This is a genomic window from Sphingomonas phyllosphaerae FA2, assembly GCF_000427645.1.
GTDB lineage: Bacteria > Pseudomonadota > Alphaproteobacteria > Sphingomonadales > Sphingomonadaceae > Sphingomonas > Sphingomonas phyllosphaerae.
In genome coordinates, this window is record NZ_KE386571.1 from 3,311,136 (window position 1) to 3,327,491 (window position 16,356).

Sequence of the window (16,356 nt, forward strand, 5' to 3'; positions counted from 1 at the left end):
AGGGAAATGAGCAACACTGCCGAAGGCTGCGACCGTCCGGTGCGACGGGTCGTGGTAGTCGGGGGCGGTTCTGCGGGGTGGATTTCGGCCTGCCGGCTTGCCGCCGCCGCGCGACGCGGTGGCAGCGACGTGGCGGTGACGCTGGTCGAATCCGCGACGGTGCCGACGGTCGGGGTCGGCGAGGGCACCTGGCCGACGATGCGCAACACGCTCGCCAAGATCGGCATTTCCGAGACGCACTTCGTGCGCGGCTGCGACGCGGCATTCAAGCAGGGCGCGCGCTTCGTCGGCTGGGCGGACGGAACGCCGGGCGACGGCTATTATCATCCGCTGAATCCGCCCGCGGGGGCGACCGACGTCGATCTGGCGCCATATTGGCAGCAAACCCCCGGTGGCGCCGACTTCGCCGAATGGGTCGATTTCCAGGCGTCACTCTGTGACGCGGGGCTGGCGCCCAAGGCGATTACGATGCCCGAATATGCGGGCCAAGCGAATTACGCCTATCACCTCGACGCCGGGAAGTTCGCCGCGCTGCTCCAGGAACATGCCACGCAGGCGCTGGGGGTGGAGCATGTCGTCGGCGACATCGTGCGTGCCGGCATGGCGGATAACGGAGATATCGCAGGCGTGGTGCTGGCCGACGGGCGCACGATCGAAGGTGACCTGTTCATCGATTGTTCGGGCTTTGCGGCGCTGCTGATCGGCGGCGTGTACGACGTGCCGTTCCGGTCGTGCGCGGATGTCATGTTCGCCGACCGGGCGATCGCGATGCAGGTGCCCTATGATGATCCCGACGATCCGGTGACGTGCCACACGGTCGCCACCGCGCAAGGGTCGGGGTGGATCTGGGACATCGGGCTGTGGACGCGGCGCGGGATCGGCCATGTCTATAGCAGCGCGCACCAGAGCGACGACGACGCCGAGGCGACGCTGCGCCGCTATATCGGGCCGGCGGCGGAGAAGCTGTCGGCGCGCAAGTTGCGCATCGAGGCCGGGCATCGCGAGCGCTTTTGGCAGAACAATTGCGTCGCGGTGGGGCTGTCGGCGGGGTTCGTCGAGCCGCTCGAGGCGTCGGCGCTGATGCTGATCGAGGCGTCTATGGACGCGATCGCCGATCGCCTGCCGCGCACGCGCGGCGCGATCGACACCGCCGCGCGCCAGTTCAATGCCGCCTTCACGCATCACTGGGCGCGAATCATCGAGTTCCTGAAGCTGCATTATGCGATCACGCGGCGCACCGACACCGCGTTCTGGCGCGACCATGCCGATCCGAAGACCTGGCCCGACGGGCTGGCGGAGCGGCTGGCGCTGTGGCGCGACCATCCGCCCGCCGCGGTCGATTTCGATCATGCGCGTGAGGTGTTCGGCTGGCCGAGCTATCAATATGTGCTGAACGGCATGAACTATCCGACCACTTACGCGCGCCCCGCGGCCTCGCCTGAGGCCGCCTTGGCGCAGCGCTGGCTGGCGCGCAACGAGCGGATGCGCGCCGATGCGATGCAGCGGCTGCCGAAACATCGCGACCTGCTGCGCGCGGTGCGCGAGCACGGGCTGCAGGCGGTATGACGCGGTTGCGGGCGCTCGACCCGGCGCGGCACGGCGCGTTGCGGCTCGACAAGGCGCGCGGCGCGGCGGAGCGGCGGCTGGTGCCGGTCGGCCGGGGCGAGATCGCGCTGGCGGCGGCGGACATGCCGGTGCTGCTGGCGAAGGATGGGCAGACCGGGCACTTCGAACTGGTCGCTCTGGTGGGGTTGGTGGAGCCGGTGAACCTCTTCGTCTCGCCAGCCGGCTATCACGCCACGAGCCAGCCGCAGGCCGCCGGGCTGACCGCGCTGCGGCTCGACCCGGAGGGCGCGGACGGGTTGGCGGTGGACGAGGCGGATGCGTCGCTGGGCACAGCGGGGGAGGCGTTGTTCGAGGGCGGACGCGCCAAGCGGTGGCGGCGTGCGCTGGAGGCGGCATTGGCCGACGTCACCGCCGGGCGCGCGCTGGCCGACAGCTATGCGCGGCGCGGGGTGCTGCGGCCGCTGTCGGTGACGCTGACGATGGCCGACGGGCAGGAGCAGGTGCTCGACGGGCTGTACGGGGTTGCCGAAGCCGCGCTGGCCGAACTGGCGGATGCGGATGTCGTGGCGATGCACCGCGCCGACGAACTCGCCCCCGCAGCGGTGCTGACGGCGTCGCTGGCGCAGGTCGAGCGATTGCGACAGCTGCATAACGCGCGGTTTTCACGGCAGATTGCGGCGATCGGGCTGGGGATCGCCGACTGACGGGACGGTCAGGAGAAAATGGTGCTGCCGGTGAGGATTGAACTCACGACCTCAGCCTTACCAAGGATGCGCTCTACCACTGAGCTACGGCAGCACTTCCCACGTCGTCCGCGGGAGCGGGCCTAAGAGCCGAGACGGGCGGCGTTGTCAAGCGCGTTCGGTGGCGGTAGCGATATTTGCGATGAGCGATCAGGACGAACGCGCCGCGCGGCTGGCCGCGCAACTCAGGGCCAATCTGCGGCGGCGCAAGGAGCAGGCGCGGGGGCAGCCCGAGCCGGTTTCGGACGCAAGTGGCGGGGAAAAGGAGCGGCCCTGAGCGCGCCCGGTCACGCCGGGAGCGGCAAGCAGCGCGATTCGAGCCACTTGCGGTCCGCTTCGTCGAGCAACGGTGCCAGTTCGCGGGCCACAATAGCATGGTAATCGTCGACCCAGTGCCGCTCCGACGCCGATAATAGCCCCGTATCGATCAGGTCGGTATCAAGCGGTGCCAGAGTCAGCGTTTCGAACGCCAGCATCTCCGCCTCGCCACCCGCGATCATGCGCGGGACGACCAGCAGCAAATTCTCGATGCGGATCCCGTATTCGCCGGCCTTGTAATAGCCGGGCTCGTTGGAGAGGATCATGCCCGCCCGCAGCGGCTCGGACGGGCCGGCGCCGGGATAGCCGGGCTTGGCGATCCGCGCCGGGCCTTCGTGGACCGACAGGAAGCTGCCGACACCGTGGCCGGTGCCGTGCGCATAATCGAGCCCGGCCTGCCACAAGGGGCCGCGGGCGAGTGCGTCGAGCTGCGCGCCGGTGGTGCCGTGCGGAAAGACCGCGGTGGCGAGCGCGATATGCCCCTTCAGCACGCGCGTGTAGCGGTCGCGCATCTCGGGCGTCGGCGGGCCGACGGGCACGACGCGGGTCAGGTCGGTGGTGCCGTCGTCATACTGGCCGCCGGAGTCGATCAGGTAGAGCTGGCCGGGTTCGATCGCGCGGTTCGATTCCTCGGTGACGTGATAATGCGGCAACGCGCCGTTCGGGCCGGTGGCGCTGATCGTGTCGAACGACAGGTCGCGCAGCACGCCGGTGTCCTCGCGGAAGCGGAGCAGCTGCGCCGCCGCGGACAATTCGGTCTGCCCGCCGCGCGGCGCGGCGTCGGCGATCCAGCGCAGGAAGCGCGTGACCGCTGCGCCGTCGCGGAGCGAGGCGGCGCGGTGGCCGGCGATCTCGACCGGGTTCTTGCACGCGCGCGGCACGACGGTCGGGTCGCGGCGCGCCAGCGTCCTCCCGCCACCGGCCTCGACCGCGTCGAAGATCGCCGCGACGGTCAGCGCCGGGTCGATCGCAACCGTCTTGCCAGCGAAGTCGCGGAGCGCCGCGGCGAACGCGGCGCGATCGTGGAGCCGCACGGCATTGCCGAGATGCTCGCGCACCGCGGCGCCGACCTTTTCGGGCGCGACGAACAGATCGGCGGTGCCGTCGGCATGGACGATCGCATAGGAGAGCGCGACGGGCGTGCGATCGACGTCGGCGCCGCGGACGTTGAACAGCCAGGCGATCGAATCGAGCGCGGCGACGACGAACGCATCGGCGTGTTCGGCGGAGAGCCAATCGGCGACCTCGGCGCGCTTGGTCGCGGAGGAGACGCCGGCCAGCGCCTCGGGCTGGACGATCAGCGGCGCGGGCGAGGGGGCGGGGCGGTCGTGCCAGATCGCATCGACCGGATTGGCGTCGACCGCGACCAGCGTCACGTTCCGGTCGGCCAGCGCGGTGCGCCATTCGTCGATCGCGCCGCGCGGATGGAGCCACGGGTCGTAGCCGATCCGCGCGCCGGCGGGGGCGTGGTCGGCGAGCCAGCCGGCGATGCTTTCCTCGGGCACGCCGACATAGTCCCAGTCGGCGGGATCGACCTGTTCGCGGACCTGGATCGTGTAGCGCCCGTCGGTGAAGATCGCGGCGCGCTCCGCGAGCACGACCGCGCTGCCCGCCGAGCCGCCGAAGCCGGTGAGCCAGGCAAGGCGCTGCGCATAGCTGCCGACATATTCGCTCATATGCTCGTCGGTCAGCGGCACGATGAAGCCGTCGAGGGCGGCGGCGGCAAGCTGCGCGCGCAGCGCGGCGAGGCGGTCGGTGTGGGTCGTCATGGGGGGACAGGTGGCATAGCATTGGGGTGTAGTCACGCCTGCGATCATTCCGTCATTCCCGCGAAGGCGGGAATCCAGACGCCCAGGTGCTCGCAAGGGGCGAGACGTCAGGGGTTCTGGATGCCCGCCTTCGCGGGAATGACGGAGAGGGGAGGGAAGCGTTGGAACATTCGTCGCCCCTGCGGAGGCAGGGGCCTATTTCTGTGTCGTGCGTCGGGCTGTTTGACACAGGCGCGTCGGGCCTTGTGTCGGGTCCTTCGCGGTACGCCACAGACATGGGCCCCTGCCTTCGCAGGGGCGACGGCTCTTTCTTCGTCATCCCGGACTTGAGGTGGGGTGACAGAGGGGTGCGGACGCCCCGCAAACGCCTCCATCCCGCTGACTCTTGAAGCGGCTCGCGCGTGCTGTCATCATGGCGTCATGCCCGGGCGCGAAAGCACGCGGCACGACCAAGCGAGGTAAGGGGGACGTTCTGACGTGTTCCATCCCGACCTGATGCGGCACCCGGACTCCTGTCCGACCCTGGTGCTCAATGCCGATTACACGCCGCTGTCCTATTATCCGCTGAGCATCTGGCCGTGGCAGACCGCGGTGAAGGCGGTGTTCCTCGAGCGCGTCGATATCGTCGCGCATTACGAACGCGAGGTGCACAGCCCCAATCTGACGATGCGGCTGCCCTCGGTCATCGCGTTGCGGCAGTTCGTGAAGCAGTCGCAGTTTCCGGCGTTCACGCGGTTCAACCTGTTCCTGCGCGATACCTTCGCCTGCCAATATTGCGGCAGCCACGTCCGCGACCTGACGTTCGATCACGTCGTGCCGCGCGCGCAGGGCGGGCGGACGACATGGGAGAATGTCGTCACCGCCTGCGCCCCCTGCAATCTGAAGAAGGGCGGGCGGACGCCGAAACAGGCGGGGATGCCGCTGCCGATCGAGCCGATCCGCCCGACCAGCTGGCAATTGCAGGAACATGGCCGTCGCTTTCCGCCCAATTATCTGCATGAGACGTGGCACGACTGGCTCTATTGGGATGTTGAGCTGGACGCTTGAGGGAGACGTGACGGACATGCGGGTGATGGTGGTGGTCGCAGGCGCGCTGGCGCTTGCCGCATGTTCGAAGCCCAAGGAACCCTCGCCCGAGGAACAGGCGGCGCTGTCCAATTACGTGCCGCCGTTCGTGATGTCGCGGCTCGACTTCGGTGGCGTGGTGGAGCGGCGGTTCCGCCGGCTGGACGTCAACAACGACGACAAGCTGACGCGCAACGAAGTGTCCAAGCGGCTGTCGTCGCGCTTCGACGAGATCGACCGCAACAAGGACGGGGCGATCTCGAACGAGGAATGGAGCGCGTGGATGATGACGCGGTTCGACGGGCAGGACATCAACCACGACGGCACCGTGACCAGCGACGAGCGCGAGCGCGCGCGCGAGCTGAAGGAGGCCGATCTGCCAACCCCGGCGGAAGAGCCCGCCAACACGACCGCTCCGCGCAACTAAATATCGTCTACGAAGGTGTCCGGGCAGCAAACAATCGTTGACCCGGCTCTTGCGGCAGCGCAGCAAGGCCGCATGAGCACGCTGCCCCCGATCACGAACAATCCCGATGTCCGCTATCTCGGCCGCGTGCTGGGCGATGTGATCCGCGCCTATGGCGGCGAGACATTGTACGAGCGGACCGAGGCAATCCGGTCGGCGTCGGTCGAGCGGCATCGCGGCAATCATCAAGCATCGGCGGATGCCGAGCTGGGTGCGCTCGATCTGGACGAGACGCTCGATTTCGTGCGCGGGTTCATGCTGTTCTCGATGCTCGCCAATCTTGCCGAGGACCGGCAGGGGATCGCGGCGGAAGAGGGCGCGGACGTCGCGGCGGCGCTGGCGCGGTTGAAGGATGCCGGGGTCGGCGTCGATCGCGTCCGCGCGCTGCTCGAACAGGCGCTGGTCGCGCCGGTGCTGACCGCGCACCCGACCGAGGTGCGGCGCAAGAGCATGATCGACCACCGCAATCGCATCGCGCAATTGATGGCGCTGCGCGATCGCGGACTGGAGACGACCCCGGACGGCGATCTGGTCGACGAGGCGATCGTGCGGCAGGTGGCGCTGCTGTGGCAGACGCGCGTGCTGCGGCGCGAGCGGCTGTACGTGGTCGACGAGGTCGAAACCGCGCTGAGCTATCTGCGCGACGTGTTCCTGCCGGTGCTGCCGGCGCTCTACCAGCGCTGGGACCGCGCGCTGGGCGGGCGGGTGCCGTCGTTCCTGCGCCCCGGAAGCTGGATCGGCGGCGACCGCGATGGCAATCCATTCGTCACCGCCGATTCGCTGCGCACCGCGCTGGCCAAGGCGGCGCAGGCGGTGCTGGGCTTCTATCTCGAACAGCTGCACGCGATGGGCGCGGAGCTATCGATCTCGGCGCATCATGCGACGGTCGATGCGGGGGTGCAGGCACTGGCCGATGCGAGCGGCGATGCGTCGGAGACGCGCAGCGACGAGCCGTATCGGCGTGCCCTGTCGGGGATCTATGCGCGGACGGCGGCGACCTATGCGAAGCTGACCGGGCACGCGGCGCCGCGGCCGGGGCCGTTGAAGGGGGAGCCTTATCCCGATCCCAAGGCGTTGCGCGCCGACCTGATCGCGATCGCCAAGCCGCTGTCGGCGGGCGGCGACGGGCTGCTGGGCAGCGGCGGTGCGATCGGGCGGCTGATCCGCGCGGTCGACGTTTTCGGCTTCCACCTCGCGACGCTCGACCTGCGCCAGAACAGCGCGGTGCATGAGCGCGTCGTCGCGGAGATGCTCAGGGTCGCGGGCGTGTGCGACGATTATGCCGCGCTCGACGAGGATGCGCGGGTGATGCTGCTGCGGCAGGAGCTGGCGACGCCGCGCCCGCTGACGACGCGCTTCGCCGATTATTCGGAGGAGACCGCGGGCGAGCTGGCGATCGTGCAGGCCGCCGCCGACGCGCATGCCACCTACGGCGCGGCGGCGATCCGGCAATATATCGTGTCGATGACCAAGTCGGTGTCCGACCTGCTCGAAGTGCATCTGCTGCTCAAGGAAGTCGGGCTGTACCGGCCGGGGCCGCCGGCCAGCGCGGCGATCATGGCGGTGCCGCTGTTCGAGACGATCGAGGATCTCGAGGCCGCGCCGGCGATCATGAGCGAATGGTTCGCGATCCCCGAGGTGCGCGCGATCGCCACGGCGCGCGGGCATCAGGAAGTGATGATCGGCTATTCCGACAGCAACAAGGACGGCGGGTATTTGACCTCGACCTGGCAATTGTCGAAGGCGTCGACCGCGTTGAAGCCGGTGTTCGACAAGGTCGGTGTGGGGATGCAGCTGTTCCACGGGCGCGGCGGCGCGGTGGGGCGCGGCGGCGGGAGCAGCTTCGCGGCGATCCGCGCGCAGCCGCCGGGGACGGTGCAGGGGCGCATCCGCATCACCGAACAGGGTGAGGTGATCGCGGGCAAATATGGCACGCGCGAGAGTGCGGCGACCAATCTGGAGGCGATGGCGTCCGCGACGCTGATCGCGAGCCTCGAGCCCGAGGCGTTGTCGAACGGCGATAACGAGACCTTTGCGGCGGCGATGGACCGGCTGTCGGGCGATGCGTTCCGTGCCTATCGCGGGCTGGTCTATGAGACCGAGGGGTTCCGCACCTTCTTCCGCCAGATGACGCCGATTGCCGAGATCGCGGGGCTCAAGATCGGCAGCCGGCCGGCGAGCCGCAAGCAATCCGACGCGATCGAGGATCTGCGCGCGATCCCATGGGTGTTCAGCTGGGCGCAGGCGCGCGTGATGCTGCCGGGCTGGTACGGCGTCGGGCAGGCGATCGCCGCCTTCGAGGACCGCGCGTTGCTGCGCGACATGGCGCAGGGCTGGCCGCTGTTCGCCGCGACGCTGGCGAATATGGAGATGGTGCTCGCCAAGTCCGACATGGGGCTGGCCGAGCGCTATGCCGGGCTGGTCGAGGACAAGGCGTTGCGCGACCATGTGTTCGGGCGCATCCGCGACGGCTGGCAGCAGACGCATGACGGGTTGCTCGACGTGACCGGGCAGGCGCACCTGCTCGAAAAGCATCCGGCGCTCGACGCGTCGATCCGGCTGCGGCTTCCCTATATCGAGCCACTCAACCTGTTGCAGATCGAGCTGATGAAGCGGCACCGGTCCGGCGAGGAGGACGAGCGCGTGCGGCAGGGCATCCTGTTGTCGATCAACGCGATCGCGACCGCGTTGCGCAATTCGGGGTAAAAGATGGACTGGCACGCGTGGCTGGTATTTGCGGGCGCGTCGGTGGTGATGGCGATCATCCCGGGGCCGGGGGTCGCGAGCATCATCGGCTTCGCGTTCAGCTCGGGGCGGCGCACCGCGCTCGCCTCGGTGGCGGGGATGGCGGTCGGCAATGTGATCGCGATGACCGTCTCGCTGGCGGGTGCGGGGGCGGTGCTGGCGTCGTCGGCGCTGGCGTTCACGATCCTCAAGTGGATCGGCGCGGCGTATCTGATCGCGATCGGCGCGCTGGCGATCGTGCGCAGCGGGGCGGCGGCGGGCGCGGACGACGCGCCGCGACGGGCGGTGAGCCCGCGCGCGGCGTTTGCGACCAATGTCGCTGTCGGCACCTTCCACCCCAAGACGATCCTGTTCTTCGTCGCTTTCGCCGCGCCATTCATCCGCGCGGATGCGGCGTTCGTGCCGCAGGCGGCGGCGCTGATCGCGACCTTCACGCTGATCGCGGGGGTTAGCGACAGTATGTACGCGCTCGCCGGATCGCGGGCGTCGGGGTGGCTGCGGCACCCGCGCGCGCGCGTCTGGACGCAACGCGCGGGCGGTGGCGCGGTGCTGGGCGCCGGCCTCGCAATGGCGGCGATGCGCGGCCCTCGCTGACCGGTTGCGGTCGGCGTCGATCTGTCGCATTGGTCGGCGCGAATAATAAGATTATAGGTGCGCTGATGCTGTTCGATCGCCGTATTATCCTTGGTGCGCTCGGGGCAGCGCCGTTCGCCACGGCGGCATTGGCGGCGAAGGACGACGATCCGCTGCTCTTTGCCTATTTCGGCACCGGCAAGGACGAGGCGACGGGCCTGCGCTTCGCGACGAGCGACGACGGGCTAGCGTTCCGCAATCTCGGCGATGGGGCGAGCTATCTGCGCCCCGAGGTCGGCGAGGCCAAGCTGATGCGCGACCCCTTCCTGTTCCGCGATGCGACGCAGGACGGGCTGTGGCATATGGTCTGGACGACGGCGTGGGAGGGGGTGACGATCGGTCACGCCACCAGCCGCGACCTGCGCCACTGGTCGCCGCAGCGCGCGCTGCCGGTGATGGCGGCGGTGCCGGGGACACGCAACTGCTGGGCACCCGAGGCGATCTGGGACGCGAAGGCACGGCATTATGTCGTGTTCTGGTCGAGCACGGTGAAGGGGCGCTTCCCGGAGACCGAAGGGACGTCGGAGACCGGGTACAACCATCGCCTGTGGTATGTGACGACGCGCGACTTCGCGACGTTCAGCGCGCCGCAGGTGCTGTACGATCCCGGCTTCAGCGTGATCGACGGGACCTTCGCGCAGGGGCCGGGCGGCGCGCTGCACCTGATCGTCAAGGACGAGACGCTGCACCCGCCGCGCAAGCATCTGCGCAGCGTCGCGGCGGCGTCGCCGACCGGGCCGTTCGAAACGCTCTCCGCGCCGTTCACCAAATCGTGGGTCGAGGGGCCGATGACCGCGGCGGTGCGCGGCGAGACACTGTGTTACTGGGACGTCTATTTGGAAGGTCGCTGGGGCGCGGCGGCGACGCGCGACTTCGTGACATGGCGCGACGTCAGCGCGGAACTGTCGATGCCAAAGGGCGCCCGGCACGGATCGCTGGCGCGCGTGCCGCGCCGGTTGATCGACGGGCTGGCGAAGGGCCCGGCCTGAACGCCGATTAGGTTAAGCTGCCGATCCGTGTTAAGGTTCGCTATCGTCGGTAGATTGCCCACAAGCACCGACGGCTGAGAGACGCCGCGCTCCCGCTTGTCACTCGGGAGCCAGCGCATGGACCTCAATTACCTTTTCCATCGGCATCAGGTGTCGATGATGATGGCCGCGGCCGCACGCGGCAGCGAGGCGCGGATGGCACATGTGCAGCTTGCCGGCCGCTACGCGACGAAGATCGCCAATGTGCAGGCGCAGATGGGCGCCGACCGGACCTTCGTCGCCGCATGAGCGACGAACAGCCGCGCGCGACGCGCACATTCCGCGCCGCGCGCGTCCGCTACGATCCCGACCGGGCCGAGCGGCAGAGCAAGGTGACGCGGCTGGCGATCGAGCGGCTGGGCGCGTCGGCGGCGCTGCCGTTCCTCAACGCCGATCACGAAGGGCTGGGCGCGACCCCGCTTCACCTGGCCGGCGACAGCGTCGAATCGTGCGCGCGGGTCGAGGCGCTGATCCGTACGCTGGGCCCCGGCACGGAGGTGGCGTGATGCCGCGCTGGCGCCGCTGGCTGCGCGACTGGACGCGTCGTCGTCGGGCGCGGCGCGCATGGCGGTGAGCGCGGCGGCGCGCGACCAGGCCGCGCTGACGCTGGCGCGCGCGACCGCGTTCCTGCGCACGCAGATCGGCCAGCCGTGGCTGGACCAATGCTGGGACGAGCGCGACCGTGTGGTGCGCTCGCGCGTGATCGGCAACTGGATCGGCGAACTCGACCGGTTGCTGCACGTCCTGCTCGACGCCGCGGCGGATCATGCCGGGCGGCCGGTACGGGCGCGCCAGCGCAACACCGGCAGCAAGCTGGTGACGTTCTGCGCCGAGGCGTCATGGGGCGTCGAGCGGCTGGACGGCATGGCGCGTGCGCGCGCGACGTTCCGCTACACACAAGGCGCGGCGCGGCGCGCGGATGTGCGTGGCGGCAGCCATATGACGGTCGGCTGGTCCGGGCCCGGCGGGGCGCTGCGGCGCTTTACGTTGGGCGAGCGGATACACCTGGGCAGTGAAGCGTTACTAGAGGTCTGCGACCTGTACGACGAACTGGCGGCGCAGGTCGTGCGCGTGCCGCCCGTGCAAGCCAAGGGGGCCGGTCATCAAGGAATATGAACGCTTCGAAGCGATCGCCGCGCAACACCGCCGCGATGCGCAGGAAACCACGCTGGATAACGTTCGCGAACGCTGCCAGCGATCAGAGGATGCGTGGCTGAAGATGGCGGCGCAGTCGCGGCGCACCGAGCAGCGCCGCGTCGAGCGCGAGGCGAAGGTGGAGTTGTTGGCGGCCGTTTGAGGTACGTCCGTCATTGCGAGCGTAGCGAAACAATCCAGAGCGTCCTCATCCCGCCCTGGATTGTTTCGCTACGCTCGCAATGACCGGTTTGGGCTCACGCCTCGCGTCCCCTCAAAATCACCTCCGTGTCGATGATCCAGCCGGGTCCGGTAACGCTTTAACATCGAGACGCATGGGGCAACTTCGTTCGTCATTGCGAGCGTAGCGAAGCAATCTAGAGCGTCCTGGTCCGGCTCTGGATTGCTTCGCTACGCTCGCAATGACGGGTTCGGGCGGGCCTTTGGATAAAACCCGTTCAGATGAAGAAGCGGGGCCCCGGATCAAGTCCGGGGCGACGTTACCCCTCCAGGCTCTTCGAGGCCTGTTCGAACAGGTCCTTGCTGATCCCCGGCGAGCCCACGATCCGCTCCAGCTCCGCACGCATCGCGGCGGAGCGAACGGGGTCGAAGCGGCGCCAGCGGCCGAGTGGCGGGAGCAGGCGCGCCGAGGTCTGCGGGTTGAGCTTGTCGAGCGCCAGCAATTGTTCGGTCAGCCAGCGATAGCCCGCGCCGCCCTCGGCATGGAAGGCGCGTTGATTGACCGCGAACGCCCCGACCAGTGCGCGCGCGCGATTGGGGTTGGCGAGCGTGAAGTCGGGATGCTGCGCGAGTTCGGCGACCAGCGCGAACGTATCGTCGCGCGACGACAACGCCTGCGTCTGGAACCACTTGTCGAGCACCAGCGCATTGTCGGCATAGCGGGTGTAGAAATGATCGAGCGCGCGTTCGCGCTCGGGCGAGTAACCGCTCACCAGCGTCGATAGCGCACCCTGCCGGTCGGTCATGTTGTCGGCCGCCTCGAACTGCGCCCATGCCAGCGCCGGGGCGTCGCCCGCGCCGGAGGCGGCGAGATAGCCGAGCGCGACGCTGCGCAGGCGGCGGATGCCCTTGTCCTCGGGCGTATAGGCATAGGGCCGGCGCAACGTGGGATCGATCGCGGTACGCCATTGCGCCTCCAGCTCACGGCCGAGCGTGGCGCGCAGCCCTTCGCGCGCGCGGAAGATCGCCTCGGGATCGACGACGCTCAATTGGTCGCCGATGAAATTCTCCGACGGCAGCAGCACCGCCTCGGCGACGAACGCGCGATCGAGCGTCGGGTCGTCGAGCGTGTCGGCGACCGCGGCGACCACTGCGCGCGGATCGGCCTCGCCCTCGATCGTGGCGGCGATCAGCGTGTCGAGCATCAATTGCTGCATCGCCTCGTAGCGCGCGAAGGCGTCGTCGTCGTGGCGCGCGAGGAAGGCGAGGTCGGCGGCGCTGCGGTCGCTCTCGACGATCACCGGCGCCGAGAAGCCGCGATTGAGCGAGACGATCGGGCGTTCGGTGACGGTCTCGAACGTCACGCTCGCGCTGGCGTCGGCGAGGATCACCAATTGCTCGTCGCCGAGCGGCTGGCCCGTGTCGCCGCCGAACAGGCGGATGCGCAAGGGGAGCACCTGCGGCTGCTTGACCGGTTGGCCGGGAGTTTCGGGCACCTTTTGCGCGAGGTTGAGCGTCGCGCGGCCGCTGCCGGGTTCGTGGACCAGCGAGGCCGAGACGCGCGGGGTGCCGGCCTGGCTGTACCAGAGGCGGAATTGCGTGAGGTCGATGTCGCCGCCCTCTTCCATGCAGGCGACGAAATCCTCGCAGGTCGCGGCGGTGCCGTCGAAGCGGTCGAAATACAGGTCGCAGGCGGTGCGGAAGCGCTGCGGCCCGAGCATCGTCGCCATCATGCGGATCAGCTCTGCGCCCTTGTTGTAGATGGTGGCGGTGTAGAAGTTGCTTATCTCGATATAGCTTTCCGGGCGGACCGGGTGCGCGAGCGGGCCGGCATCCTCCGGGAACTGCGCGGCGCGCAGGCCGCGGACGTCTTCGATCCTTTTGACCGCGGCCGAGCCCTGATCGGCGGAGAAGCCCTGGTCGCGATAGACGGTGAAGCCTTCCTTGAGGCTCAGCTGGAACCAGTCGCGGCAGGTGATGCGGTTGCCCGACCAATTGTGAAAATATTCGTGCGCGACCACCGCAGCGATCGCGTCGTAGTCGTAATCGGTGGCGGTGTCGGGATCGGCGAGGATGTAGCGGCTGTTGAAGATGTTCAGCCCCTTGTTCTCCATCGCGCCGAAGTTGAAATCGTCGACCGCGACGATGTTGAACACGTCGAGGTCGTATTCGCGACCATAGACACGCTCGTCCCACGCCATCGACAGCTTCAGCGCGTCGAGCGCATGGTCGGTCTTGGGCAGATCGGCGGCGCGGACCCAGATGCCGAGCTGCACCTCGCGTCCCGAGCGGGTGGTGAAGGTGCCGCGATTGACCGCGAGATCGCCCGCGACCAGCGCGAAGAGGTACGACGGCTTGGGCCATGGATCGTGCCATTCCGCCCAGTGCGTGCCGTCGTCATTGTCGCCCTGTGCGACCGGATCGCCATTGGCGAGCAGCACCGGGAAACGCGCCTTGTCGGCGGTCATCTTCACCCGATAGGTCGCGAGCACGTCGGGACGGTCGGGGAACCAGGTGATACGGCGGAAACCCTCCGCCTCGCATTGCGTGCACAGATTGCCGCCCGAGGCGTAGAGCCCCATCAATTGCGTGTTGCGGTCGGGGGCGATCTCAACCTCGGTTTCGACGACATGCGCGTCGCCGGGGAGCGGGATGACGAGTTGTTCGCCCTCAATCCGCCAGTCGTTGATCGCTTGCCCGTCGACCATCACCGACAGTGGCACCTGCCCCGCGCCGTCGAGCCGCAGCGGGGTGTCGTGCGCGCCGTTGCGGGTGACGTCGAGCCGGGCGCGAACGCGGGTCGCGACCGGGTCGAGCGCGAAGTCGAGCGCGACCTGCGGCACCAGCCACGCGGGCGGGGTATAATCGCTGCGGCGCGTGGCGGCGGGCGTGACGGGGGTGGTGCGGGCATCGGCCATGGCGCGGACTATGACGAAAACGCGGGCGTGGTTCCATGGGAAAGCCGCGCGATCGTCTCGACGGCAACCATCGCCGCTCCTAAGGTCAGCGATCCTTCCTCTTCCACCCGGGCGTGTCCATGTTTCGATCGTTTGCTCTCCTGCCGTTGCTCGCGCTTTCCGCCACCGCCCTTGCCCAGACGACGCCCGCCGCGCGCAACGCCGCGCTTAATGCGCCGCTGCCCGCCGATCAGGCGGCGATGAAGGCGCATGTGATGTTCCTCGCGTCGGATGCGATGAAGGGGCGCGACGTCGGCTCGCCCGAGTTCGACATCGCCGCGCAATATGTCGCCGCGCAATTCTATGCCGCGGGGCTGAAGCCGATGGGCGATGAGGGCGGCTATCTGCAGAAGGTGCCGCTGACCGGGTACAAGATCGCGGGCGAGGGGAGCGCATCGTGGACGGCGGCGGGCGGGGCCGCGGTGCCGCTGGCGTTCGGCAAGGACTTCACCCCGGCAGCCAACCCGGCGGTGAAGGCGACCAATGTCGCCGCGCCGGTGGTGTTCGTCGGCTATGGGCTGGAAGCGCCGCAATATGGGCTGGACGATTATGCGGGCGTCGACGTGCGCGGCAAGATCGTCGCCTATGTCGGCGGCGCGCCCGCGGGGTTGCCGAGCGAGGTGTCGGCCACCTTCGGCAGCGCGGCGGCGCGGCAGAGCGCGGCGGCCAAGCATGGTGCGCTGGGGGTGATCGCGATCGCCGACCTCCGCAAGGCTGGGCGCGGCGCGCCGTCGTTCGCGGCGGTGACCAAGGGCTATGCCGCCGAGCGGATCACCTGGGCGCGCCCGAACGGCACCGGCAATGCCACCGGCGCGCCGTTGCTGGGGACGCTGTCCCCGGCGGGCGGGGCGAAGGTGTTCGGGCGGCAGTGGCGGGCGCTCGCCAAGGGGGCGGCGCGCAAGACGCTGAAGGTGCGGCCGGCGACCGCCGCGGGGACGCTGTCGATCGCGAGCGCGACCAGCTATCGCCCGATCGCGAGCAGCAATGTCGTGGGGATGATCCCGGGCAGCGACCCGGCGCTGGGCAAGGAGACGGTGGTGCTGTCGGCGCATCTCGACCACGTCGGGGTCGGCGCGGCGGTGAACGGCGACACGATCTACAACGGCGCGCTCGACGACGGCATCGGGATCGCGAGCCTGATCGAGGCCGCCAAGCGCTTCAAGACCGCCGCTGCGCCGAAGCGCAGCATCATCTTCCTGGCGGTTACCGCCGAGGAGAAGGGGCTGGTCGGCAGCGATTATTTCGCGAACCACCCGACCGTGCCGATCGGCGACATCGTCGCCGACGTGAACCTCGACATGCCAATCCTGACCTACAGGTTCGAGGACATGGTGGCGTTCGGCGGCGACCGCTCGACGCTGGGGCCGATCATCGCGCGCGCGGTGGCGGGGATCGGTGTCGGCCTGTCGCCCGATCCGATGCCCGAGCAGGCGATCTTCGTCCGATCGGACCATTATCGCTTCGTGCAGAAGGGCGTGCCGTCGGTGTTCCTGTGGCCGGGCGAGAAGGGGCTGGGCAAGGCAGCGATCGCGACCTTCATGGACAATTGCTACCACAAGCCGTGCGACGACCTGACGCAGCCGATCCTGTGGGATCAGGGCGTGCGCTTCGTCGACGCCAATTACCGGATCGCGCGCGAGATCGCCGATGCGCCGCAGCGGCCGGTGTGGAACAAGGGCGATTATTTCGGGCTGCTGTTCGACGGGCCGATGGCGAATTGAGCGTGCTTGCCAAGCGCGGCGTGGCGGCCGA

At 68.8% G+C, this 16,356-nt stretch carries 14 protein-coding genes and 1 tRNA gene; 12 read left to right on the forward strand and 3 right to left on the reverse strand.

Annotation, left to right across the window (positions count from 1 at the left end; genetic code table 11):
* Window positions 1–6: 6 nt before the first annotated feature.
* Both SPHPH_RS0116155 and SPHPH_RS0116160 read left to right on the forward strand, forming a co-directional pair.
* Window positions 7–1,566 (forward strand): tryptophan halogenase family protein, encoded by a 1,560-nt coding sequence (locus tag SPHPH_RS0116155; RefSeq protein WP_028967630.1) that lies wholly within the window; start codon window positions 7–9, stop codon window positions 1,564–1,566.
* The gene (locus SPHPH_RS0116160; RefSeq protein ID WP_081668658.1) at window positions 1,563–2,270 is read left to right on the forward strand and encodes a SapC family protein; all 708 of its coding nucleotides are present in this window, start codon (window positions 1,563–1,565) and stop codon (window positions 2,268–2,270) included. The genes SPHPH_RS0116155 and SPHPH_RS0116160 overlap by 4 nt, the downstream gene beginning before the upstream one ends.
* Before the next feature lie 19 nt (window positions 2,271–2,289).
* Here the strand turns inward: SPHPH_RS0116160 and SPHPH_RS0116165 are convergent.
* A tRNA-Thr gene (locus SPHPH_RS0116165) sits at window positions 2,290–2,364 on the reverse strand.
* An 87-nt stretch (window positions 2,365–2,451) separates the two neighbouring features.
* Between SPHPH_RS0116165 and SPHPH_RS21705 the strand changes: the two genes are divergently transcribed.
* Complete coding sequence (locus SPHPH_RS21705) at window positions 2,452–2,586, forward strand: hypothetical protein (protein WP_272944247.1); 135 nt, start codon at window positions 2,452–2,454, stop codon at window positions 2,584–2,586.
* Between the two features lie 10 nt (window positions 2,587–2,596).
* Here SPHPH_RS21705 and SPHPH_RS0116175 read toward each other — a convergent pair whose 3' ends face one another.
* Window positions 2,597–4,396: an aminopeptidase P family protein gene (locus SPHPH_RS0116175; protein WP_028967632.1), complete on the reverse strand. Its 1,800-nt coding sequence runs from the start codon at window positions 4,394–4,396 to the stop codon at window positions 2,597–2,599.
* A 477-nt stretch (window positions 4,397–4,873) separates the two neighbouring features.
* Here SPHPH_RS0116175 and SPHPH_RS0116180 point away from each other — a divergent pair, with 477 nt between their 5' ends.
* The 8 genes from SPHPH_RS0116180 (at window position 4,874) to SPHPH_RS0116215 (ending at window position 11,449) form a co-directional block, all read left to right on the forward strand.
* Window positions 4,874–5,443 (forward strand): HNH endonuclease, encoded by a 570-nt coding sequence (locus SPHPH_RS0116180; protein ID WP_028967633.1) that lies wholly within the window; start codon window positions 4,874–4,876, stop codon window positions 5,441–5,443.
* A 16-nt stretch (window positions 5,444–5,459) separates the two neighbouring features.
* The gene (locus SPHPH_RS0116185) at window positions 5,460–5,888 is read left to right on the forward strand and encodes an EF-hand domain-containing protein (RefSeq protein WP_028967634.1); all 429 of its coding nucleotides are present in this window, start codon (window positions 5,460–5,462) and stop codon (window positions 5,886–5,888) included.
* Between the two features lie 72 nt (window positions 5,889–5,960).
* Window positions 5,961–8,633, forward strand: coding sequence for a phosphoenolpyruvate carboxylase (gene ppc / locus SPHPH_RS0116190; protein ID WP_028967635.1), 2,673 nt, complete (start codon window positions 5,961–5,963; stop codon window positions 8,631–8,633).
* 3 nt (window positions 8,634–8,636) lie between these two features.
* Entirely contained in the window at window positions 8,637–9,266 is a 630-nt protein-coding gene (locus SPHPH_RS0116195) for a LysE family translocator (protein WP_028967636.1), read from the forward strand.
* 65 nt (window positions 9,267–9,331) lie between these two features.
* The gene (locus tag SPHPH_RS0116200) at window positions 9,332–10,294 is read left to right on the forward strand and encodes a glycoside hydrolase family 43 protein (RefSeq protein ID WP_037488729.1); all 963 of its coding nucleotides are present in this window, start codon (window positions 9,332–9,334) and stop codon (window positions 10,292–10,294) included.
* Between the two features lie 117 nt (window positions 10,295–10,411).
* Entirely contained in the window at window positions 10,412–10,582 is a 171-nt protein-coding gene (locus SPHPH_RS21465) for a hypothetical protein (protein WP_202900673.1), read from the forward strand.
* A complete protein-coding gene (locus SPHPH_RS0116210; RefSeq protein ID WP_028967638.1) occupies window positions 10,579–10,839 on the forward strand; it encodes a hypothetical protein in 261 nt (86 codons plus the stop codon). The genes SPHPH_RS21465 and SPHPH_RS0116210 overlap by 4 nt, the downstream gene beginning before the upstream one ends.
* A gap of 58 nt (window positions 10,840–10,897) precedes the next feature.
* Window positions 10,898–11,449 (forward strand): hypothetical protein, encoded by a 552-nt coding sequence (locus SPHPH_RS0116215; RefSeq protein WP_037488731.1) that lies wholly within the window; start codon window positions 10,898–10,900, stop codon window positions 11,447–11,449.
* 518 nt (window positions 11,450–11,967) lie between these two features.
* Here SPHPH_RS0116215 and pepN read toward each other — a convergent pair.
* A complete protein-coding gene (gene pepN / locus SPHPH_RS0116220; protein WP_028967640.1) occupies window positions 11,968–14,565 on the reverse strand; it encodes an aminopeptidase N in 2,598 nt (865 codons plus the stop codon).
* Between the two features lie 119 nt (window positions 14,566–14,684).
* Between pepN and SPHPH_RS0116225 the strand changes: the two genes are divergently transcribed.
* Window positions 14,685–16,325 carry a M28 family peptidase gene (locus SPHPH_RS0116225; RefSeq protein ID WP_028967641.1) on the forward strand — a complete coding sequence of 547 codons (1,641 nt, stop codon included), beginning with the start codon at window positions 14,685–14,687 and terminating at the stop codon, window positions 16,323–16,325.
* Window positions 16,326–16,356 lie beyond the last annotated feature (31 nt).